At 45.1% G+C, this 18,947-nt stretch carries 19 protein-coding genes; 13 read left to right on the forward strand and 6 right to left on the reverse strand.

Going from position 1 to position 18,947, the window contains the following annotated elements; all coding sequences use genetic code 11:
* Nucleotides 1-295: 295 nt before the first annotated feature.
* From F0364_RS21135 to F0364_RS21145, 3 genes are all read left to right on the forward strand, one after another.
* Nucleotides 296-1,276 (forward strand): OmpA family protein, encoded by a 981-nt coding sequence (locus F0364_RS21135; RefSeq protein WP_153799808.1) that lies wholly within the window; start codon nucleotides 296-298, stop codon nucleotides 1,274-1,276.
* 39 nt (nucleotides 1,277-1,315) lie between these two features.
* Nucleotides 1,316-1,846 (forward strand): hypothetical protein, encoded by a 531-nt coding sequence (locus tag F0364_RS21140; RefSeq protein WP_153799809.1) that lies wholly within the window; start codon nucleotides 1,316-1,318, stop codon nucleotides 1,844-1,846.
* 182 nt (nucleotides 1,847-2,028) lie between these two features.
* Complete coding sequence (locus F0364_RS21145; RefSeq protein ID WP_153799810.1) at nucleotides 2,029-2,640, forward strand: zinc-ribbon domain-containing protein; 612 nt, start codon at nucleotides 2,029-2,031, stop codon at nucleotides 2,638-2,640.
* 89 nt (nucleotides 2,641-2,729) lie between these two features.
* Here F0364_RS21145 and F0364_RS21150 read toward each other — a convergent pair whose 3' ends face one another.
* Nucleotides 2,730-3,524 carry an ABC transporter substrate-binding protein gene (locus F0364_RS21150; RefSeq protein ID WP_153799811.1) on the reverse strand — a complete coding sequence of 265 codons (795 nt, stop codon included), beginning with the start codon at nucleotides 3,522-3,524 and terminating at the stop codon, nucleotides 2,730-2,732.
* A gap of 17 nt (nucleotides 3,525-3,541) precedes the next feature.
* Between F0364_RS21150 and F0364_RS21155 the strand changes: the two genes are divergently transcribed.
* Nucleotides 3,542-4,468: a DUF4846 domain-containing protein gene (locus F0364_RS21155; RefSeq protein ID WP_153799812.1), complete on the forward strand. Its 927-nt coding sequence runs from the start codon at nucleotides 3,542-3,544 to the stop codon at nucleotides 4,466-4,468.
* A 162-nt stretch (nucleotides 4,469-4,630) separates the two neighbouring features.
* The gene (locus F0364_RS21160; RefSeq protein WP_153799813.1) at nucleotides 4,631-5,227 is read left to right on the forward strand and encodes a porin family protein; all 597 of its coding nucleotides are present in this window, start codon (nucleotides 4,631-4,633) and stop codon (nucleotides 5,225-5,227) included.
* Between the two features lie 345 nt (nucleotides 5,228-5,572).
* On the opposite strand, the gene F0364_RS21165 is transcribed toward F0364_RS21160, so the two are convergent.
* Entirely contained in the window at nucleotides 5,573-6,931 is a 1,359-nt protein-coding gene (locus tag F0364_RS21165; protein ID WP_153799814.1) for an MATE family efflux transporter, read from the reverse strand.
* Nucleotides 6,932-7,034: 103 nt separating this feature from the next.
* Nucleotides 7,035-7,904: an AraC family transcriptional regulator gene (locus F0364_RS21170; RefSeq protein ID WP_153799815.1), complete on the reverse strand. Its 870-nt coding sequence runs from the start codon at nucleotides 7,902-7,904 to the stop codon at nucleotides 7,035-7,037.
* A gap of 123 nt (nucleotides 7,905-8,027) precedes the next feature.
* Between F0364_RS21170 and F0364_RS21175 the strand changes: the two genes are divergently transcribed.
* The 3 genes from F0364_RS21175 to F0364_RS21185 all read left to right on the forward strand — a co-directional run bounded on the left by F0364_RS21175 (nucleotide 8,028) and on the right by F0364_RS21185 (nucleotide 11,081).
* The gene (locus tag F0364_RS21175) at nucleotides 8,028-8,846 is read left to right on the forward strand and encodes a phytanoyl-CoA dioxygenase family protein (protein WP_153799816.1); all 819 of its coding nucleotides are present in this window, start codon (nucleotides 8,028-8,030) and stop codon (nucleotides 8,844-8,846) included.
* 195 nt (nucleotides 8,847-9,041) lie between these two features.
* Nucleotides 9,042-10,562, forward strand: coding sequence for a signal peptidase I (lepB, locus tag F0364_RS21180; RefSeq protein ID WP_153799817.1), 1,521 nt, complete (start codon nucleotides 9,042-9,044; stop codon nucleotides 10,560-10,562).
* A 33-nt stretch (nucleotides 10,563-10,595) separates the two neighbouring features.
* Nucleotides 10,596-11,081 (forward strand): cytidine deaminase, encoded by a 486-nt coding sequence (locus F0364_RS21185; protein WP_153799818.1) that lies wholly within the window; start codon nucleotides 10,596-10,598, stop codon nucleotides 11,079-11,081.
* Nucleotides 11,082-11,091: 10 nt separating this feature from the next.
* Here the strand turns inward: F0364_RS21185 and nudK are convergent, their stop codons facing one another.
* Nucleotides 11,092-11,670 carry a GDP-mannose pyrophosphatase NudK gene (nudK, locus tag F0364_RS21190; RefSeq protein ID WP_153799819.1) on the reverse strand — a complete coding sequence of 193 codons (579 nt, stop codon included), beginning with the start codon at nucleotides 11,668-11,670 and terminating at the stop codon, nucleotides 11,092-11,094.
* A gap of 207 nt (nucleotides 11,671-11,877) precedes the next feature.
* Here nudK and F0364_RS21195 point away from each other — a divergent pair, with 207 nt between their 5' ends.
* The 3 genes from F0364_RS21195 (at nucleotide 11,878) to F0364_RS21205 (ending at nucleotide 14,746) form a co-directional block, all read left to right on the forward strand.
* Nucleotides 11,878-12,321 carry a nuclear transport factor 2 family protein gene (locus tag F0364_RS21195; RefSeq protein WP_207632813.1) on the forward strand — a complete coding sequence of 148 codons (444 nt, stop codon included), beginning with the start codon at nucleotides 11,878-11,880 and terminating at the stop codon, nucleotides 12,319-12,321.
* A gap of 511 nt (nucleotides 12,322-12,832) precedes the next feature.
* Entirely contained in the window at nucleotides 12,833-13,633 is an 801-nt protein-coding gene (locus F0364_RS21200) for a hypothetical protein (protein WP_153799820.1), read from the forward strand.
* Nucleotides 13,634-14,746: a TIR domain-containing protein gene (locus tag F0364_RS21205; RefSeq protein ID WP_153799821.1), complete on the forward strand. Its 1,113-nt coding sequence runs from the start codon at nucleotides 13,634-13,636 to the stop codon at nucleotides 14,744-14,746.
* Here F0364_RS21205 and F0364_RS21210 read toward each other — a convergent pair.
* Together F0364_RS21210 and F0364_RS21215 are read right to left on the reverse strand one after the other, a co-directional pair.
* On the reverse strand, nucleotides 14,743-15,183 hold the full coding sequence (locus tag F0364_RS21210; protein WP_153799822.1) for a secondary thiamine-phosphate synthase enzyme YjbQ: 441 nt from the start codon (nucleotides 15,181-15,183) through the stop codon (nucleotides 14,743-14,745). The genes F0364_RS21205 and F0364_RS21210 overlap by 4 nt on opposite strands.
* A gap of 412 nt (nucleotides 15,184-15,595) precedes the next feature.
* Nucleotides 15,596-16,438, reverse strand: coding sequence for a hypothetical protein (locus F0364_RS21215; protein WP_153799823.1), 843 nt, complete (start codon nucleotides 16,436-16,438; stop codon nucleotides 15,596-15,598).
* Nucleotides 16,439-16,786: 348 nt separating this feature from the next.
* On the opposite strand from F0364_RS21215, the gene F0364_RS21220 reads away from it, so the two are divergent.
* Both F0364_RS21220 and F0364_RS21225 read left to right on the forward strand, forming a co-directional pair.
* The gene (locus F0364_RS21220; RefSeq protein WP_153799824.1) at nucleotides 16,787-17,641 is read left to right on the forward strand and encodes an ABC transporter permease; all 855 of its coding nucleotides are present in this window, start codon (nucleotides 16,787-16,789) and stop codon (nucleotides 17,639-17,641) included.
* Nucleotides 17,642-17,659: 18 nt separating this feature from the next.
* Nucleotides 17,660-18,946 carry an ABC transporter ATP-binding protein gene (locus tag F0364_RS21225; protein ID WP_153799825.1) on the forward strand — a complete coding sequence of 429 codons (1,287 nt, stop codon included), beginning with the start codon at nucleotides 17,660-17,662 and terminating at the stop codon, nucleotides 18,944-18,946.
* Nucleotide 18,947 lies beyond the last annotated feature (1 nt).

The raw sequence follows: 18,947 nt of genomic DNA on the forward strand, positions 1-18,947 counted from the left end.
AGATAGTCGTTTTGTATAGGGCAAACGCAATGTATACTTTAACTGGCGTGTGGGCTAAGAAAAGCCGCGAATAATTATGGGCCCGGCAGAAGGAATATTAATTAAGCTTCCGTTGCGTCGCACTCTTGTGCTGTTAGATTCGCTGCGCAGCTTTTCCCGCAGGGTAGGAGCATGCAGCCTTAAAATACCCATAAAAAACACAATGGCCTGTATTTGCAAGGATACCGAATGTAAATTGCACCCGATCCGGCATTAACCTGCACTACCGGCGGGCACCAATCGCAAATCAAATTCTATGAAATCAATCAGAGCTTTAATCCTCCTGTTCCTCATTGGAAATGCTGCTACCGCTACTGCGCAAAAAGACAGCATCATGGTTACCGTTTACTTCGATTTTGACAAGTACCATCTTACCCAGCATTGGAAAGATCATTTAATGTACACATTAAAACCTTTTGAAACTGTTGACAGCCTGGCTATCGTGGGCCATACGGACTTTGTGGGCGGGTATAAGTATAACGACGGTCTTTCCCTGCGCCGCGCCAACAGGGTTAAAGATTTTTTACTGGATGCCAAGTTTAAAGGTAAAATTGACGTGGGCCTCCAGGGAAAGGGCAAATACAAGCTTGCTGTTAACAGGCAGGACAGCGCCTGGCAAAACCGCCGCGTTACCGTAATAGCCTATGTTACCCCTGAACCGGAAGTACCCGTAGTGCAACCACAACCACAACCAGACCCGGTAAAACCTCCTGTAGATACGGTACCGGTAACCCCGGTAGTGCCCAAACCCACAGATCCGGTAAAAACAGTTGATACTGTAAGGGTGCCCCAGTTAATTAATACCGAAGGCAGTAAAGAAGAGCTGGAAAGAAGGCTTACTGAATTGTTTAAAAAATTAAAGCCCGGCAGCTCCATTGTACTTAGCACTTTATACTTTGAAGAAGGCCGCCACACTTTTGCCAAAGGTGCTTATGATGTACTGGAAGCTGCTGTTAAAGCGCTGAAGAATAACCCAACCGTTGAAGTGGAATTACAGGGGCATGTGTGCTGTGCTGATCCTGTTGCTTCAGACCTGGTTGACCTGGATACCAAAGAATTTAAGTTATCGCACAACCGATCCAGGGCAGTGTTAGAATACCTTGTTAAAAATGGCATTGATGCAAAAAGGTTAACTTATACCAGCTTTGGCGCCCGCCGCCGCCTGGTGTACCCTGAAAGGACCAGCGACGATGCTGCCCGCAACCGTCGTGTAGAATTTGTCATCATCAAACAATAATTAAGTGCCACCCTGTTTAAAACAATAAACTATCCAGCTATGAAACTTTCATATATTTCCGCTTCACTATTAATCGTCGTTGTATCTATCTTCTGCGCATGCTCTTCCGCAGGTTCCGCGGCCAGGTCAGGTTCGGGCGCCCGTATTGCCAGGGGCACCAAATCCCTGCAGGCTGTGTGGACGCTTAGCAGCATTACTGCAGACAGTAACAATATTCCCGAACTGCCAACCATACCCTTGTTTGAAGATGCTAATTACCCCTGCCTTACCGGCGGGGAATGGACTTTCTCTGAAGATGCCCAGGGCAGTTATAGTGTAACATCGGCATCGGGCGGTTGCGTGGTGGGAACACGTAAAACCAATTGGCTGGTTTTATTGGTAGGCGATGGCCAGTTTCTGCAGTTTAAAAGGGCTGTGCCAATGAAGGGCATTAAAGCCGACAGGTTTACCAACTACATCTTTGAAATTGAATCGCTGGACGGAAGTACACTTAAACTTAAATACCCGGTTTATTACCAGGGCCGTACAGAAATACTTCATTTTACCTATAGCAAAAAAACAAAATCCTGATTATAAATTTTTAGATAATTTTTGCTGCGCCTAAAAAAACATCCCGGTAAGGATGTTTTTTTTAGGCGCAATAACCCTCATAACCCGCCACCCGCTGCTAATTAATACGCTTGTTTAAATTATAATTAGTGCTTTGGCCGGTTCTCTTGAAAAAGTATTTTTTACCAATCTATTTTAAAGAAATGATAATTTACGGAGGCAGGGCGTCTGAAATAACCCAAAAAACTTTGACCGGCAAATGCCCAAACTGCGAAAAAGAAAATGCGGTAAGGGTTCATTTTTTTCAAAAATATGTACACGTTTTTTGGGTGCCGCTTATACCGGTAGAAAAAACCGCTGTAAGCCAATGCAGTTCCTGCAAACAGGTACTGAAGGAAAAAGAAATGCCGGATTCTTTAAAAGTGGCCTGCAGTAAGGTTAAAAACGAAATTAAAACACCTTTATGGACTTTTGCAGGGTTTGCTGTTATCGGCAGTATTATTATTAGTGGAATTATCAATTCAAAACTTCAGGCTAATATAAATGCGGGCAAGATAATGAGCCCCCAAAATGGCGATGTATTAGAGATAAAAACAAAGTCCGGTGAATATACTATTTACAGGGTTGAATCAGTACAGGACAGCACTGTTTTTATAAAAGTAAGCGATTATGTGGCCAACATGCCAAGTGGCCTTTCTACCATAAAACATAAAGGCGAAAAAGCTTATTCAGATAAGCTTTTTGCCATTACCAAAAGCAAGCTTAAAAAGATGCTGGATGAAGAAAGGATTCTCAATATTGACAGGGATGAATAACTGTTGTAAAAGGGCTGATTAAATGTTTAACTGCAAGAACAAGGGCCTTAATGTTTAATTTTTAAATACAGTGGCTGTTTTCCCTGCTGTTAATACAATTGTTTACGGTAACTTCTAAACCCCTTAAACCATCCCACTGCATGCAGCAGCCTGCTGCCATACCAGCTAAAAATTTCACCATCCACCAGCATTACTTTGGCATTGGGTAATGCCGCTTTTATTTCGGCTATGTGCTTTTCTTTAAATGGGTAAGGTTCACTGGATAACAAAACCAATTCACAGTCAAGGCGGCGCAGTTGATGTAATTCAATAACAGGGTAGCGGGTTTGGCTGTTGAAAATATTAAGCAGGCCATTGCGTTGCAGGATATCGCTGATAAAAGTGTCGCCACCTGCTGTCATGTACGGCTGCCGCCAGATAAGGTAGCATGTGCGTATTGGCCGGTTGTGCGGGGTTAATTCTTCAAACCCTTTTTGAATGCTATTGGCCAATGCCGAAGCTGTTTCGGTTTTGCCGGTTATTTCACCTATGCTTCTAATCATTTGCAGTGCGCCGGGCAGGTTATTGACATCACTTACCCATACAGGCGCCAATTGTTCCAACTCCGTTACCTGTTCTTTTACATTCTCTTCTTTGTTAGCAATTATAACGTCAGGCTTTAATGCCTTTACCTTTTCAATATGGATATTTTTCGTGCCTCCGATAATGGTTTTGCTGCCACGCCATTGCGGCGGGTGAACGCAGAATTTGGTAATGCCTTTTACTTCTTCATCAAGTCCAAGGCTATACAGCAGTTCTGTTTGCGAAGGCACAACTGACACAATGCGTTGGGGTATGCCGGGCAACCTTACTTCCCGGTTAAGCTGGTCTTTGTAAATAAGCATGGCCGAAATTATTGGTTATGACCGGTATGGAAAAAATAACCACAGGCATCTCATTGCAGCCAAACGCTTATATGAAGATTATCACCCTTTTCTCTCTTTATGCCGTTGCTTTATTGCTAAGCCAATCTGCAGCGGCTACTTTCAGCAAACACAAAACCCTTTCTGCTCACTGCCGGGAAATGAAGTTAAAACCGGCGCCAGTCAACAATATCTCCACTATATGGCTGCCTGCAGGTTATCAGCGGCCGGTAAGCCTGGCAGGTTCATTCGCGGCATGGCTGGGCATGTTGATGCTAAAGGCAGATAACAGGGTATTTCTTTACAACAAGCAATTAAAACAAGACCAGGCAAGCCATTACGCAGTGATAGATATTTCAACAGGGGATGAAGATTTACAGCAATGCGCCGATGCCATTATGCGGCTGCGCTCTGAATATTTTTGGACCGCTAAAAACTATGCGCAAGTAAAGTTTCCGGCATCAGGTAATGTAATACTGAGTTTTGACCGCTATGCAAAAGGGGAGCGGTATGATGTGCATAACAACAAGTTATATGTATGCCGGCGGGCCAACACCTCACCCAATTATACGCATAGCAACCTGATGAATTTCCTGCGCATCGTATTCACCTATTGCGGTACTTACACTGTTCGGCAACAGACAAACCCGGTTGCTGACTTAAAAGATATACAGGCTGGGGATGTGCTTGTAAAAGCTGGTTCGCCGGGGCATGCGATGATTGTTGCGGATGTAGCTGTTAACAAGGAAACAGGCAGAAAAATATTCCTGCTGGCGCAAGGCTACATGCCGGCACAGGATATGCATATTGTTAAGAACAAAAACAATGCTGCCCTCAGCCCCTGGTATAGCGTGGAAGACATTAAAGACAAAATTGTTACGCCTGGCTATGTGTTTGATAAAACAGATTTAAGAAGGTGGAAATAATTGTATTCTTTGCTACAAGTACACAGGGATTGGGTTACTGCCCGGCATGGTTCTCCGAAAAAAATCTCCTGTTAAAAGATGTATCCGGTTTTGTTGTCTACAATAACAAATTACTAACGCTGACCGAAAATAGTATTGCACTGCATTCAAAACAAGCAGTGTATGATGAGAAAATTTTTAATGGCAGTGGCGGTAACCTTTACAGTGTTACCCGCTTTGGCACAAACAGTGCATGTTGGTATAAAAACAGACCTTACCTTCAGCAGCATTTCTGGTAATGGCATGTCTTGCAGTTTGCAAACCGGCTACCAGGCAGGTGGTTTTGCGGAGCTGTCATTAAACCGGAAATGGTCGCTGCAGCCTGAATTATTGTTTTCTCAAAAAACAATCAAACGGGCAGATGATTTTGGTGTGTACTATGTTAATACGGCAAGCTCATCGGCCAGGCAAATGTTGAAGCTGAGTTACATTAGCCTGCCTTTGCTGGTAAGTTACAAAATCAACAACTTTTTTACTGTAAGCGCCGGGCCCCAATACAGCTACCTGGTGTACGACGATGAAAACCTGCTGAAAGGCGGCGGCGATGCTTTTAAGAAGAATGATGTAGCACTTGTGGCCGGCCTGCAGTTGAACCTGTCACCGTCGTTCCGGGTATATACCCGCTACAACCATGGGCTGGTTAATGTAAACAATATTGACAACCGCTACAAATGGTCATCCCGGCAAATACAGGTAGGAGTGGGGATGCATTTGTTTTAGCCGCAACCTTTTTAACTACAGGGCTGCAGCCGCCCAAAGAACCAACCGATGAACGGATTGCGACGCAACAGGCGATGCCATGAAAAGATTAGCTGGTATCATGATCGGTGAGTGGGGAATGGCGAGTAGTGAATGGTGAGTGGTGAGTAGTGAGTAGCCTGAGATTGTTGAAGACGGATGCGTGAAAAGTAACAGACATAAAACGGTTTCGACAATGCTTCGATAAACTCAGCAGGACAATACTCAACGTGTCATTGGTTTAATAACTGAACGACACTGCACGATGAATCTTGAATAGCGAGTGGGCGAATGAATGTTATTTACTTAAAACAATGAATAGTGAATTTAGATAACCTTGTTCTTCCAGCGGCCGCTTTTTATATAGAGGAATGAGGGAATGAAAAGGCTTATCCAATACAGCCACTCTGATGCCCAGCCAATTATGATGGATAGGTGCAGCCGCTCCAGCACAATATAATTGTACATGCAATACAAAATGATGGCAATGGTTTCGGTTATTAAGTTAATACGGCTGTTGCCTGTGCCTACCACCGCGTTAAGCCATACCGAAGATGCGCTCTGCAGCACCAGCGCCGCCGATACTACCCGCACAACAGGTATGGCGGCATTAATAAAATCCTGGTCTTGCCCGTACACCTGCAACAACAGGCCCGGCTGCAGGTTGAGCAGCACAAATATCAACAAAGCCATGCCGGTGCTCAGCTTCATTATTTTAATAATCAGTTCTATAACCCTGTGTTGCAAACCCTGGCCAATAACATTGCTTACCATGGTATTGCTGGCTGCCGCGAAAGCCCAGGAAATGCAGCCAAATAACCCAAACACATTGCGCATAATGTTGGATATGGCAAGGTCCCGCTGGCTGTGGTGCTCTATGAGGATAAAGAAAAACTCCCAGCTAATAATGCTGATGCCGTATTGAAGTATCAGTGGCGCTGATTGTGTTAAGATAAGCCGGGTAACTGCGGCATCATATTTACGGTTGGCGAAAAGGTTTATCTGACGGGCAACGCCCTTCCAGTGCATAACGAGAAAGGTAACCAGCAGGCCGGTGGCTTCGGCAATGATGGAGGCAACCGCCGCGCCGTTAAAGCCCAGTTTTGCAAAACCGAAATGCCCGTTGATGAGGGTGTAATCCAAGACGATGTTGGTAAAAGTTTCTGCCAGGGTGCCATAGATGAGGTATTTGCTTTGGTTGATGCCCACCAGCAAAGCATTACGCATTTGGTACACATACAAAAAGGGAAGCCCCCAAATGCGTATGCGCAGAAAACTAACTGCCAGGTCAGCATCTTCGGGCCGGTGCAAAGAGTATTTAAAAATAACGGGCGCCAGCAGGTACACTATGGCAATGCTGATGGCTGAAAATGCAAGTGTTGTACGCAGCCCCTGGTTAAACAGGTTGCCAATTTCATTAATGCGCCCTTCGCCGGCACGGCGGGCAATAAGCGCCTGAAGGCCGTTGTTAAGGCCAAAGCCAATAACAGCGAACACCAGGTAGAACACACCCGTTATGCCGGCCACACCCAGCGTTTCTTCCCCCAGTCCTGAAAGAAATATGTTGTTAGTGATAAAATTGAGCTGCGGTATAAGTATGGAAACGGCAATAGGAGCGGCAATTTTGATGATTTGCCTGTTACTTATCTGTACTTTAAGATGGTTTGATGCAGCCGCGCTTGCCATAAGGGCGGCAAAAGTAAAAACAATTACAGTTTGCCGGTTGGGTATTGTGGTTAAACGGCAACAATGATCAGCAGGGGTAGAGTGCAAATATCAATCCGGTACACTACAAATGCTTCCTGAATTGCTTTCTGTAACCAAGCGGTGTTGATTTCATTTTTGTTTTAAACATGCGGCTGAAATGGGCGATATCGTTAAATCCGCATTCAAAGCAAATGTGGGAAACAGGTTTGTCTGTGTACACCAGCTCCCGGGTGGCATAGTTAAGACGGTACTCAATCACCACATCCATAAAAGTCTTGCGGGTGGCTTTTTTAAAGTATTTGCAAAAGGCGTTGGTTGTCATACTGGCGACGGAAGCTGCCTTTTCAAGGCTTATTTTTTCTTTGAAGTTTTCAATAATGTACGCCAGCACAAGGTTAATCCTTTCCTGGTCTGTGCTGTGTTGTTTCATGTTGTAGCCGCTGCCGTTCAGCAGTTGCAGCCGGCCATGTGTGGCAAGCGTTTCCAGCAAATCAAATAACAGGATAAGCCGTTGCAGGTTGCCGGGCTGGCCGGAAAGGGCGTTGATTTTTTCTATGGCTATGGCGGTTGTTTGTTTACTGAAAGTAATGCCGCTGCTGCTTTTGGCGAGCAATGTATGAATGTTGGTAAACTCTTTTTTCTTAAACAGTTCCGGCCCCAGGAAATCTTCGCGAAACTGGATAACTACAGAGCCTGCATTCTTACCTCCTTTTACAACCGGTTCTGTTTTCCAGCAGTGCGGTAAATTGCTGCCCAGCAGCACAAGGTCGCCAGCCTGGTAGCTGTCCATGTGGTTACCTATGTACCGGGTACCTGTTCCTTTGGTGATAAGCGTTAATTCGTATTCAGGATGAAAATGGTAAGGCGCGGAAAAGCCATCCTCTTCAAAGCGGCGGAGCAAGAAGCTGTTTTCCCCGGTGGTTTGTATAGGCTCCAGTGAAGGCTTAAGCATGACGTAAATTTCGTAAAATGTTTCAGTGTAAAGCTGTTTAGGATAAAATACATCAAAAACAGGTATAAATAACCAATGATAGCAGCAACAGCCTGGCGTTACTTTGTGTAAAATATTGTTGCCATGAATACATTAACACAATTACCTGCGCTGGATGATTACAAGGCTGTTTCTCCAACCGAAATTGAAGCATTCCGCAAAAACGGGCATGTGCTTATCCCCGCTGTTTTAAACCAGGAAGAAGTAACTGCTTACCGCGGCGTTATAGCCAGCGCTGCTGCCCGTTACAACGAAGAAAAACGTAAGATGGAAGACCGTGATACTTATGGTAAGGCTTTTCTGCAGATTATGAACCTGTGGGTGGTTGATGAAGATGTAAAGAAGTTTACACTGGCAAAGCGGTTTGCTAAAATAGCCGCGGATTTGCTGGGTGTTGACAATGTGCGCATTTACCACGACCAGGCGCTGTTTAAGGAGCCCGGTGGCGGCCCAACACCCTGGCACCAGGACCAGTATTACTGGCCGATAGATACACATAATACCGTTACCCTGTGGATGCCGATGGTGGATATTGATGTAGATATGGGGATGTTGACCTTTGCTTCCGGCTCTCATACCAAAGGTTATGTGTTTGATACAGCTATCTCTGATGAATCTGAAACCGCTTTCGACAACTTTGTTAAAGACAATCAGTACAATATCGTACGCCCCAACCACATGAATGCCGGCGATGCTACTTTTCATTACGGCTTTACCATACACAACGCACCGGGTAATAACTCTGATATGATGCGGGAAGTAATGACCATTATTTATGTTGCCGACGGCGCCCGTATTACCGAGCCTAAACATCAGTACCAAATAGCTGACCATGCCAAATGGCTCAAGGGGCTGCCGGTAGGTTCCGAAGTTTCATCTGAATTGAACCCGTTGGTGTTGTAAGGGGGAGTTGATCGTACATCCCACATCTGCCCGCATACATTTCATACTTAGTACTTCAAACCTGGAACTTCAAGCCCCTTGCCTGTAAAACATGCAACCATAGCATTATTATTAACGGTATTTTACAAAACTTTGGTTAGGTACATTTTGCGAAGATGTTTATAATGGTATTTTTGCTGCCATTAAAATACAAATATGGGTTGGATCATTTTTGTCCTGGGCACTATAGGCTGGCATTTGGGAATGTATGGCATGTTTAAAAAAGCTGGTATAGAGCCATGGAAAGCGCTGGTACCCTTTTACAATACCTGGTGCATTGTTGAAAAATGCGGTATAAAAAAGTTATGGTTCTGGCTGCAGTTTATACCTATAGCAGGCCAGTTTATCACTATCTGGATAACCATCATATTCGTAATGCATTTTGGTAAGTTTACATTTATACAGCATGGTTATACCGTACTGTTCCCATTTGTATATTTTCCATACCTGGGGTTTTCTAAAAATGTAAAATGGGGTGGGGAGAAGGTAATGAAGCTGTACCGCAAGTCTGCCACCCGTGAGTGGGTGGATGCAGCTGTTTTTGCCGTGGTTGCCGCCACCATCATACGCACGTTTGTATTTGAGGCGTATGTAATACCCACCGGCAGTATGGAAAAAACGCTGCTGATTAACGATTTTCTCTTTGTAAACAAAATGACTTACGGCGCCCGCCTGCCCATAACGCCCCTGAGTTTTCCTTTTGTGCACAATACGTTGCCCGGCAGTAAAACAAAGCCATCTTATCTCAAATGGCTGCAGTTGCCTTATAAAAGACTGCCATCTTTCTCTGATATCAAACGCAACGATGTAGTAGTGTTCAACTTTCCGGCGGGGGACACGATTATAAATGAAGAGGGTTACCAAAGTGCGGTGCCATACTACGATGTTCTGCGGCAGGTTTACAGCGGTAACCGCGACAGGCTTTATGCTGAACATGAAGTAATCGTTCATCCTATTGACAAAACAGACAATTACATTAAGCGCTGTGTAGCGATACCAGGAGATAACCTATTCATTAAAGACGGTAAACTTTATATTAATAATCAACCTGCTTTTGTTGCTCCTAATGCACAAACCGACTATGTTGTGACAATCAAAGCACCTTTTGACCCGGATTTTCTTGAAAAAGAATTGAGTATGAACTTTACCGACGGTTATGTTGATGATGCCGATGATTACAGGACTGTATCGCAACAAAATATTGTTTTAATTAATTGTACAGCTTCCGCAGCAGAAAAATTAAAGAAGCAACCTAATGTGGTTAGTGTAGTGGCTAACACAGATCCTGTTGCATACTCTAATGACATATTTCCTTTTGATCCTGTTAACTATGTTTGGAACCGTGACAACTTCGGCCCCTTACACATCCCCAAAAAAGGAGAAGTGGTTACCCTTAACCAGGCCAACATTTCTATTTACCGCAGGATTATTGATACTTACGAAGGCAACAAGCTGGAAGAAAAAAACGGCCAGTTTGTTATTAACGGCCAGGTTACCAACACTTACATGTTTAAGTACAATTATTACTGGATGATGGGCGATAACCGCCACGGCAGCCAGGATAGCCGCTTTTGGGGTTTTGTACCTGAAACACATATTGTAGGCAAAGCCTCGTTGATATGGTTTAGCTGGAACAAAGGGCCACGCTGGAACAGGTTGTTCAAATCAATTAAATAGCCGCCGCCTATTCGCCGTAAATTGCAGGTAACTATGAACAAGCAGCAATACAGTTTTGAGTATGAAGTGTACGACTCTGTTGATGAGCTTTCAGAAGAAGATGCCTGGCTGCTGAATGAGGCAAGGGAGGTAACACAAAACGCCTACGCCCCTTACAGCAGGTTTGAGGTGGGGGCTGTGGCCAAACTTTCCAACGGTGAAATTGTGGCGGGCAGCAACCAGGAGAATGCCAGTTTTCCGGCAGGTCTTTGCGCCGAAAGGGTACTGCTGTCGTCCGCAGCGTCCCTTTACCCCAAAATTCCAGTAGAAACAATAGCCATCAGTTACAATAACATCAATGGAGACAGTGGTCATCCCATTTCTCCCTGCGGTATTTGCCGCCAGAGCCTGATGGAGTACGAAGAGCGTGTGAAGCAGCCCATAAGGCTTATACTGGGCGGTATGGAAGGCAAAGTATATGTAATTGCAAGCGCCGGCGCACTGCTGCCATTGAGCTTTAGCTCAGGGGATTTAAAATAAACCTCGCCTGTTACATTAAATTCTCCAGTTTGGCATATTGCAGCAGCATAATGGTTTTGCCATCTTTTATTTCCCCGCTTTTGATCATTTGTATTGCCGTATCAAGCGGTATTTCCAGCACTTCTATGTCTTCCTGTTCATGTGCTATGCCGCCGCCATCACCGGTCTTCATGTCTTTGCTGTATTCAGCTACAAAAAAGTAAAGTATCTCTGTAACAGAACCCGGTGACATATAAGCTTCAAAAATTTTCTGTACATGAGAAATGCGGTAGCCAGTTTCTTCCTCCGTTTCCCGCTTAATGCAGTCTTCAGCATTGTCTTTATCCAAAAGGCCTGCACAGGCTTCTATCAGCATGCCTGAAGGGTTGCCGTTTACAAAAGAAGGTAGCCTGAATTGCCGGGTTAAAACAACGGTTTTTAATTCTTTGTTGTACAGCAATATTACAGCGCCGTTGCCACGGTCGTAGGCTTCCCGGCTGTGCACCTGCCTGCTGCCATCCTTGCTTACATACTCGTAAGTTATTTTACGCAGCGTGTACCAGTTGTCAGATAAAACTTCGGTGTGCAGCAATTTTACTTTGTCATTCATCAGCTTTGTTGGGTTTTAGTTTTCAATGTAAACAGGACTGCTGGTTACAGCTTGTTATAATTAGTAAACGGCTTAAAATGTTTGCAGCCGGAAGTACCGGAGGCAGATATTACCGGGTTACCGCCACAAAAAAAGTCTCTTGTCCGTTCGTAAAAAATGCGGTATGCGGACAGACTGTTGCTATAACTTGCTTCAAAATTCTGCAATATGACACCGGCAAGCCTGGCAGATAAGGTAGCACTTACCGAACTGGCCAACAAATTGTTTATGTATTGTGATGCCAAACTATGGCAGCGATTACTGGATGAAGTTTTTACAGAAAGCATTTGGTTTGATGTAAGCAGCGGTGGCGGGGGCGAAGCCAAAGAAATGGCCGCGGCTGATGTTTGTAAGTTATGGAATGAAGGTTTTGACGGGCTGGATGCGGCGCACCACCAGGCTGGCCATTATTTAATAACGGTGAATGAAGACAGCGCAATAATATATGCCTACGCGGTGGCTACTCATTATAAAAAGGCTGCCACGCAAGGCCACACAAGAACCTTTGTTGGCAGTTACGATTTAACGGCACAACGTACCCCGATTGGCTGGCGGCTAAACCAGTTTAAGTACAACCTTAAGTATATGGATGGTAATGTGACCATGGAGTAGTTATTAGGATAACCAGCATTCAGTATGGTGTTTTTTTATGAGCCAGGCAGAAGTACTACTATTAAACCCAGTTGCGTCGCACTCTTCAGGGCTTTGTCCGCTCTTCGGCATAATGCGGTCCTCATCACTTAGCCATGCCACTGCAACAGTATTAACTTAGGCAATAGCCCAAAGGCCTAAATGTGGATAGCCCGGATGAAACCAGGGATTGGCATTTAGTGATAGGCATCTCCCCGGGAGGGTTGAACATTGCTATTGCCCGGTTTTACCATGTTGGTAGTATAGTTAGCACTTACTGCCGGTTGCCCGCACACAGGGTATAAGTAAAGCCAAACATGCCTGCCGTGCTATGTGCCGGGTAAAGAACAAAGCGTACAAGAGTGCGACGCAAGAAAAGCCTCATTCATGTTTCTTACGCCGGGCTCCAAAATCTTCCACAGTTTATTTTGCGTATTGTCAAAACACGAAGAACTGTTGTAATTTTAAAGCAACAGATAAACAAATACAGGTTATGATACACCGTTGCCGGGCGATTGCGTTACTAACAGCTTTGTTTTTTTGTGGGTTGTATCAACCTGTTTACGGCCAGCCTGTATCGCAAAGCCGGCATTTTATACTTGCTCCAAAAGATACCGTGCAACAGCTTCATTTTTCACTGCCAGACAGTTCCTTTAACAAGCTTATAGATTCCTGCAGTATCATTTTTACTGTAAAAGATACTGTTTTTAAAAAGGAAGTTTTTTCGGTATTGTTTAAACCGGCCGATCGGGTTAAGTTTCTTGTGTTGCCGGAAGGAGTGCTTAGGCCAGCATGTAAAATGTTTTACCAGATTTACTGGGTGCCGGGCCAACTGCTGAAAGAGCCTGCAAACATAGCATTGTTGAACACTGCAGAGCAAAGAAGTTTTAAAGCACTTGCTGCCAGGGTGCAGAAATTAAAGGAACAAAAGCCGGAGGAAGACCCTTTTAAAACCGGGATACTGTATAGTGAAGAATACCGCTTTATCAACTGCACCATATCTACTCAGCCACAAGGAGCGGAAGTGTACCTGGTACCTAAATATGAATGGGATTTTCGGTTAAGGCTATCGCATATTACAAACGAAAGCCAGCTAACCACGGCTGTTATAAACAAGCTTCGCGATAATGCCAATAACTACCAGGTGCCCCGCAATACGCAGTTAAAAGACTACGGGCTGCCGGAAGTAACGTATGTGGTTATCCTTGTTTACAACGGTAAATACAAAATGATAAAATCGTTTACACCTTCCCTGCAAAACCCGCAAAATAATTACATAGAAAAATCTTTTTAAATGGCAAAAGGCCTGCCCCTCGTTGCGTTACTGTTTGCTTTTTTGCCGGTACTGCTGGTGGCTGGGCTGGGCGCCGGTGTACCACCCGGGGAATCCCGCCTGTTATACGGGGTGGTGTTGCTGTTGGTTAACATGGTGGCCCTGCTGCTAATTTTTGCCAACCGCGTAAGGTTAAGTTCGGTAACCCTGCAGCAACATAACCGCAGGGTAATCAAACTGGCGGTATGCTTTGTATTGCTGCTGGCTGGTTATCTGTGGCTGTATAATTTTTGCGTGGTGGCTTTTCCTGGCAGAACCACTACTTTTTACCCTTTATGGTTAACTGGCGAGTTTGCCGCTAATGTGCAGGCTACCGGCGGCAGGGAAGCTTTTTTGAAAGAATACGCATCTGGCCAGGTAAGAATGCTGATAGCGCAGTATGCCGGTGGCCCAATGCTGGTTACGCGTATTTTATTTGTAACTGTTTTGGCCGGGGTTTTTGTAACAGCTTTCATACTGCCAGCCCTGGCCGCTGCCAGGTTGTACGCGGGCCGGCAAACAATTAACAGGCAGGTATTTTTCTCTTATGCGTGGGGCGGCGAGCGGGAAAAATTGATAGATGCGCTGTACGAAAGCCTTAAAAATGAAAAAGACTTTACCCTGGTGCGGGACAAAGTAAACCTGCAATACAAAGGGCTTATCAGTGAGTTTATAAAGAATATTGGTAAAGGCAATTTTGTCATCATCGCCATCAGCGATAAGTACCTGCGGTCAGAGTATTGCATGCATGAGTTGTATGAGCTTTACCGCAACTCCAATCTTGATACGGCTGAACTGCTAAAAAAAATTTACCCTTTGCGTGTAGAGGATATCGATCTTAATAACCCGGCAGTATTGCAGGATTATTTTACGTATTGGAAAAACCTGGAAGACCACTGGCGGCAACTGGTAAATAAGCACGGCGCCGATCAGCAGGAGCTAAGGCGGGTGGAGGCGATCAATTTTGCCTTGCGGGATCTGCTGCCTTTCCTGGATAACATTAACTCCCTAACCACCAGCCAGCTTGCCAGGGAAGATTTTGCAGCAATAAAGCGTTCAGTAAGGGCCCGGTTCAGCGAGCTGGAAAACAGCTAATCATTTTCCGAAAAACCTTCTCCCCAAACGGTTACAACCACATTTCTCGGCCCACCGTAGTTGCGGTGTTCGCACAAGTAAATGCCCTGCCAGGTACCCAATGCCAGCCTGCCATTACTTATAGGCATAAGCACCGAGTTGCCCAGCATGGCCGCTTTAAGGTGTGCGGGCATATCATCAGGGCCTTCATCATCATGCAGGTAAGCAGGGTCATTTTCCGGCACTGTTTTAGAAAAGTACATCTCAAAATCCTTCCTTACGGTAGGGTCGGCATTTTCGTTAATGGTAAGCGAGGCTGATGTATGCTGTATAAACACCTGGCATAAACCGGTTTTTATCTTGCCAATGGCCGGTACAGCTTCTGTAACCTCTCTTGTAATAAGGTGAAAGCCCCTTCTTCTTTCAGAAAGCCGTAAATGTTGCTGGTAAATTTTCATGATAAGTTGGTTAGTTATTTGGCCGGTATAACAGTATGCCTCAAATTCGGCAAAACTGGCTTGCCGGCCCCTTATGTTCTGTTGTGATTTTTTTGGGGGTGCCCCCAAGCTATCGCAAGGGGTCGGGCTTTCCGCTATTACTCCGGCGCAAAAGCCCTGCTGCGATGGCTTCACCGGGGTATCCGCTGCAATCCCTCACCCTAAAGTGTAACCGGCTGTTTTTTATGTAAACAGGTGGCATAAGAAAGTATATTATGTACAGGGAAAAATTGCGCAATAGCCCCAGGTAACAAATGTGAATGGCCACGGATAAAATCCGGGGTTGGCATTTGATGATAGCCTTCCAACCCCAAGGGGGTTAACCAATGCAATTGCACATTATTATCCTGCCTGCAGTATAATAACCTAGGCTTTACCCGGCTGCCCCTGTTGTTGCCTCTTTGCTGTTTGCTGTGCCACTCTTTTTCTTTGGTAACTTATAAGGTTGGTCTCTTGCTACGTCTATAAGGCCGCCTTCATAACCACATACACCCATCCGTGGCGAATTGGCGGCAGAATATAATGACCATTCAGCCTCTCTGCATTTTTTTGCATGTTTTTTCGCACAGGTACTGCAAAACAGTGCTTCTTCGTCCCACTGGCAGGCAGTACATATTTTCACCGCCGGTTTTTTACGGCAATCGCTGCACATAAGCGGGGGCGGTTCATTACGGCTTAGCAGCATAATAAAGTCATCGGCTGCTATGGGCAGTTTATCCAGTATGGTAAGCAGTAAATCTGTGGATGAGCCATAATCATAACAATAATTAAATTCATCCCCTTTTTTCATAAAGCCTTTTAATAAACGGTCCTTCGCAATTTCCCCGCCGTTCAATTCGTCTTCTTCCCAAAACTTCTCAAGTTCTGCTCTTGTCATGTTCAGGTTAAAATTAATCCTGTTCGCTTGTTTTTTTTGCTGGCTTACTTTTTTATTAAAGCCACTCAAATGTTCACAGCATTCCAGCCATATATCCCTGAGGAAATAATCCAGTTCTTCAAAACTGGTATCTCCATCGGCCCAGATGTAAAGAAAGTAAGGGCTCAATGTGTTTTTGCCAATGTCAGGTGTTATCCTGATGTAAAAAGATTCACCAGCTTTACCGCCTGGTATTTTTTTAGACAGGTGGCCGGCAAGGTGGCGCTGTAAGGCTGTTTTGGAAAATTCTTCGCCACATAAATCGCATTTGCCCGGTGGCATATTGGTATCTTTTGTCATATCAATATTTAAAACCGGAATGTACAGTAACCCCTGCTAAAAAATCGGAGATTTTATTAACCTATGTGAAAAGTAATGGCAGCAATACAATAGTTTAAACCAACCAGGGTATTGGGTGCTGTTATGTTTTTGCTATGTACAAGGCCAGCCCGTAAAAGCAGCGTGTAAGATGTTTGATGTACGATGTAAACAACGGATGCCCCCACTCACCACTCACCATTTTAATGTTTTGCCACCTGCCGTTTATTAATTTACTATCTTCAGCCGTCCTTATGTAAATCAATATCTTCAACAGAAAGCCTGCCCATTAATTAATAGCATATTTTAGTAGCTGAAACACCGCTGATTATGAGCCCGGACACAAAAGACTGGTTATGGGAAATTAAACCTGCCGGCAGTTTGCCCGATATAAAGCCCGCAGAACTCTTAAGATACAAAGACCTGGTGATGCGTTTTGTAAAACGCGACCATATAGTAAGCTACCGCCAAACCGTGCTGGGGCCGTTGTGGGTTTTTCTTGAGCCGCTGATAGCCACCTATGTATATTTCATGATCTTTACCCGCATCTTCAACATACCCACGGATAATGTGCCGCCGCAACTGTTTTTTCTGGCAGGCGTTGTTATCTGGAGTTTTTTTTCAGAAGCCATCGGTGCCATTTCGCCGGTTTTTCACCACAATGCTTCCGTATTCAGCAAAGTCTATTTTCCGCGTATCATAGTTCCCGTGTCGCTGGTATTGTCGAAGCTTACGCGGTTTGGCATACAATGCCTTATGTTGCTGGCTATGTACCTGTACTATGTACTGGTTGAAAAAACACCGGTGCGCCCCAATATTTACCTTTTGCTGGTTCCGGTTTTAGTGTTGGTTACCGCTTTTTTTTCGCTGGGTGTAGGGCTTGTCATGGCCGCGCTGGCTGCACGCTACCGCGATGTGCAGAACCTGATGATGTTCGCCATACGCCTGATGATGTTTGCCACCCCCGTTTTTTACCCTTTTTCGCTGGTAGAAGAGCAGTACCGGTTTTTCCTGGGGCTCAACCCGCTTACGCCCATTTTGGAGGCTTTCAGGTATGCCCTGTTTGGCACCGGCAACCTGGACTGGATTCACCTGCTGTACGGCATTGCCGCTACAGTTGTAACCTTTGTGGTGGGCCTGGTGGCTTTTGGGCGTGTGGAGCAAAATGTTATTGATACTGTTTAGCGAGTAAAATATAATTGAATGACAGGAAATGTGATACTTGAGGTCAACAATCTGCACAAGCTCTACCGGCTGGGGGCTATTTCTTCAGGCACGCTGAAGAAGGATATTGCCCGCTGGTGGGATATGGCTGTACTTAAAAAAGAAGACCCCCTGCAAAAAATTGCCGGCGAAGAATGGCAGGACCTGAGGAAGCAAAACCTGCTATGGGCGCTGCACGATGTAAGCTTTACCGTAAGGGAAGGGGAGGTGCTGGGCATTATCGGTAAAAACGGCGCCGGAAAATCAACGCTGCTTAAAATATTATCCCGTGTAACCAGGCCCACCAAAGGCACTGTAAAAGGCCGTGGCCGCGTAGCCAGCCTGCTGGAAGTAGGTACAGGTTTTCATGAAGAGCTTACCGGCCGGGAAAACATCTACCTTAACGGTAACATACTGGGCATGACCAGCAAACAGGTAGATAAAAAGCTGGATGAAATCATTGACTTTTCCGGCGTAGAGCAATACATAGATACGCCGGTTAAAAGGTATTCTTCGGGCATGTATGTGCGGCTGGCATTTTCAGTGGCTGCACACCTGGAGCCGGATGTACTGATTGTGGATGAAGCTTTATCCGTAGGGGATTCTGAGTTTCAGAAAAAAAGCATGAACAAGATAAGGGAAGTGTCTTCCAAACAGGGCGGTACCATTTTATTTGTAAGCCACAGCATGCACGCCGTGCAGAGCTTTTGCAGCCGGGTTATTTTGCTGGAAAGCGGCAGGATAATTAACGACAATACGCCGGAAAAAGTCATCAGCCAATACCTGCACAGCCTGCAGAAAAAGAAAAGGATACAGACTTACTCCAATCCGGACAAAGCCCCCGGCGATAACAATATCAGGATTAAAAAAGTGTACCTGCAGCCGGAAACGGGCCATGCTGCGGAGCAGGTGACTGTAGAAACCACGGTGCATGTAAAGTTTGAGTTCTGGAACCTGCAGCCGCAGCTTGATATTTCCGTGGGTATGTACCTTTTTACTGTATCAGGCGAGTGTGTGTTTACTACGCTGTCAGACCCGCTAAAGGCTGAAAATGGATTGGTGGAAGGCGCTTGCACCATACCTGGAAACTTTCTGAACAATGATTCTTATGTAATATCCCTGGTGTTTCTAAAAGATATATCTGATGATATTTTCTATTACGAAGAATGCCTTTTTTTTGACGTGGAAGATGTGCAGGGAGAACATAAATGGTATGGTAACTTTAGCGGTTATGTAAGGCCGAAGCTACCTTTTACATTAAGCATGAAAACCAGCAACGGAGGCTGAT

Origin of the sequence: Foetidibacter luteolus, assembly GCF_009650435.1 — a bacterium.
Classification (GTDB): domain Bacteria; phylum Bacteroidota; class Bacteroidia; order Chitinophagales; family Chitinophagaceae; genus Foetidibacter; species Foetidibacter luteolus.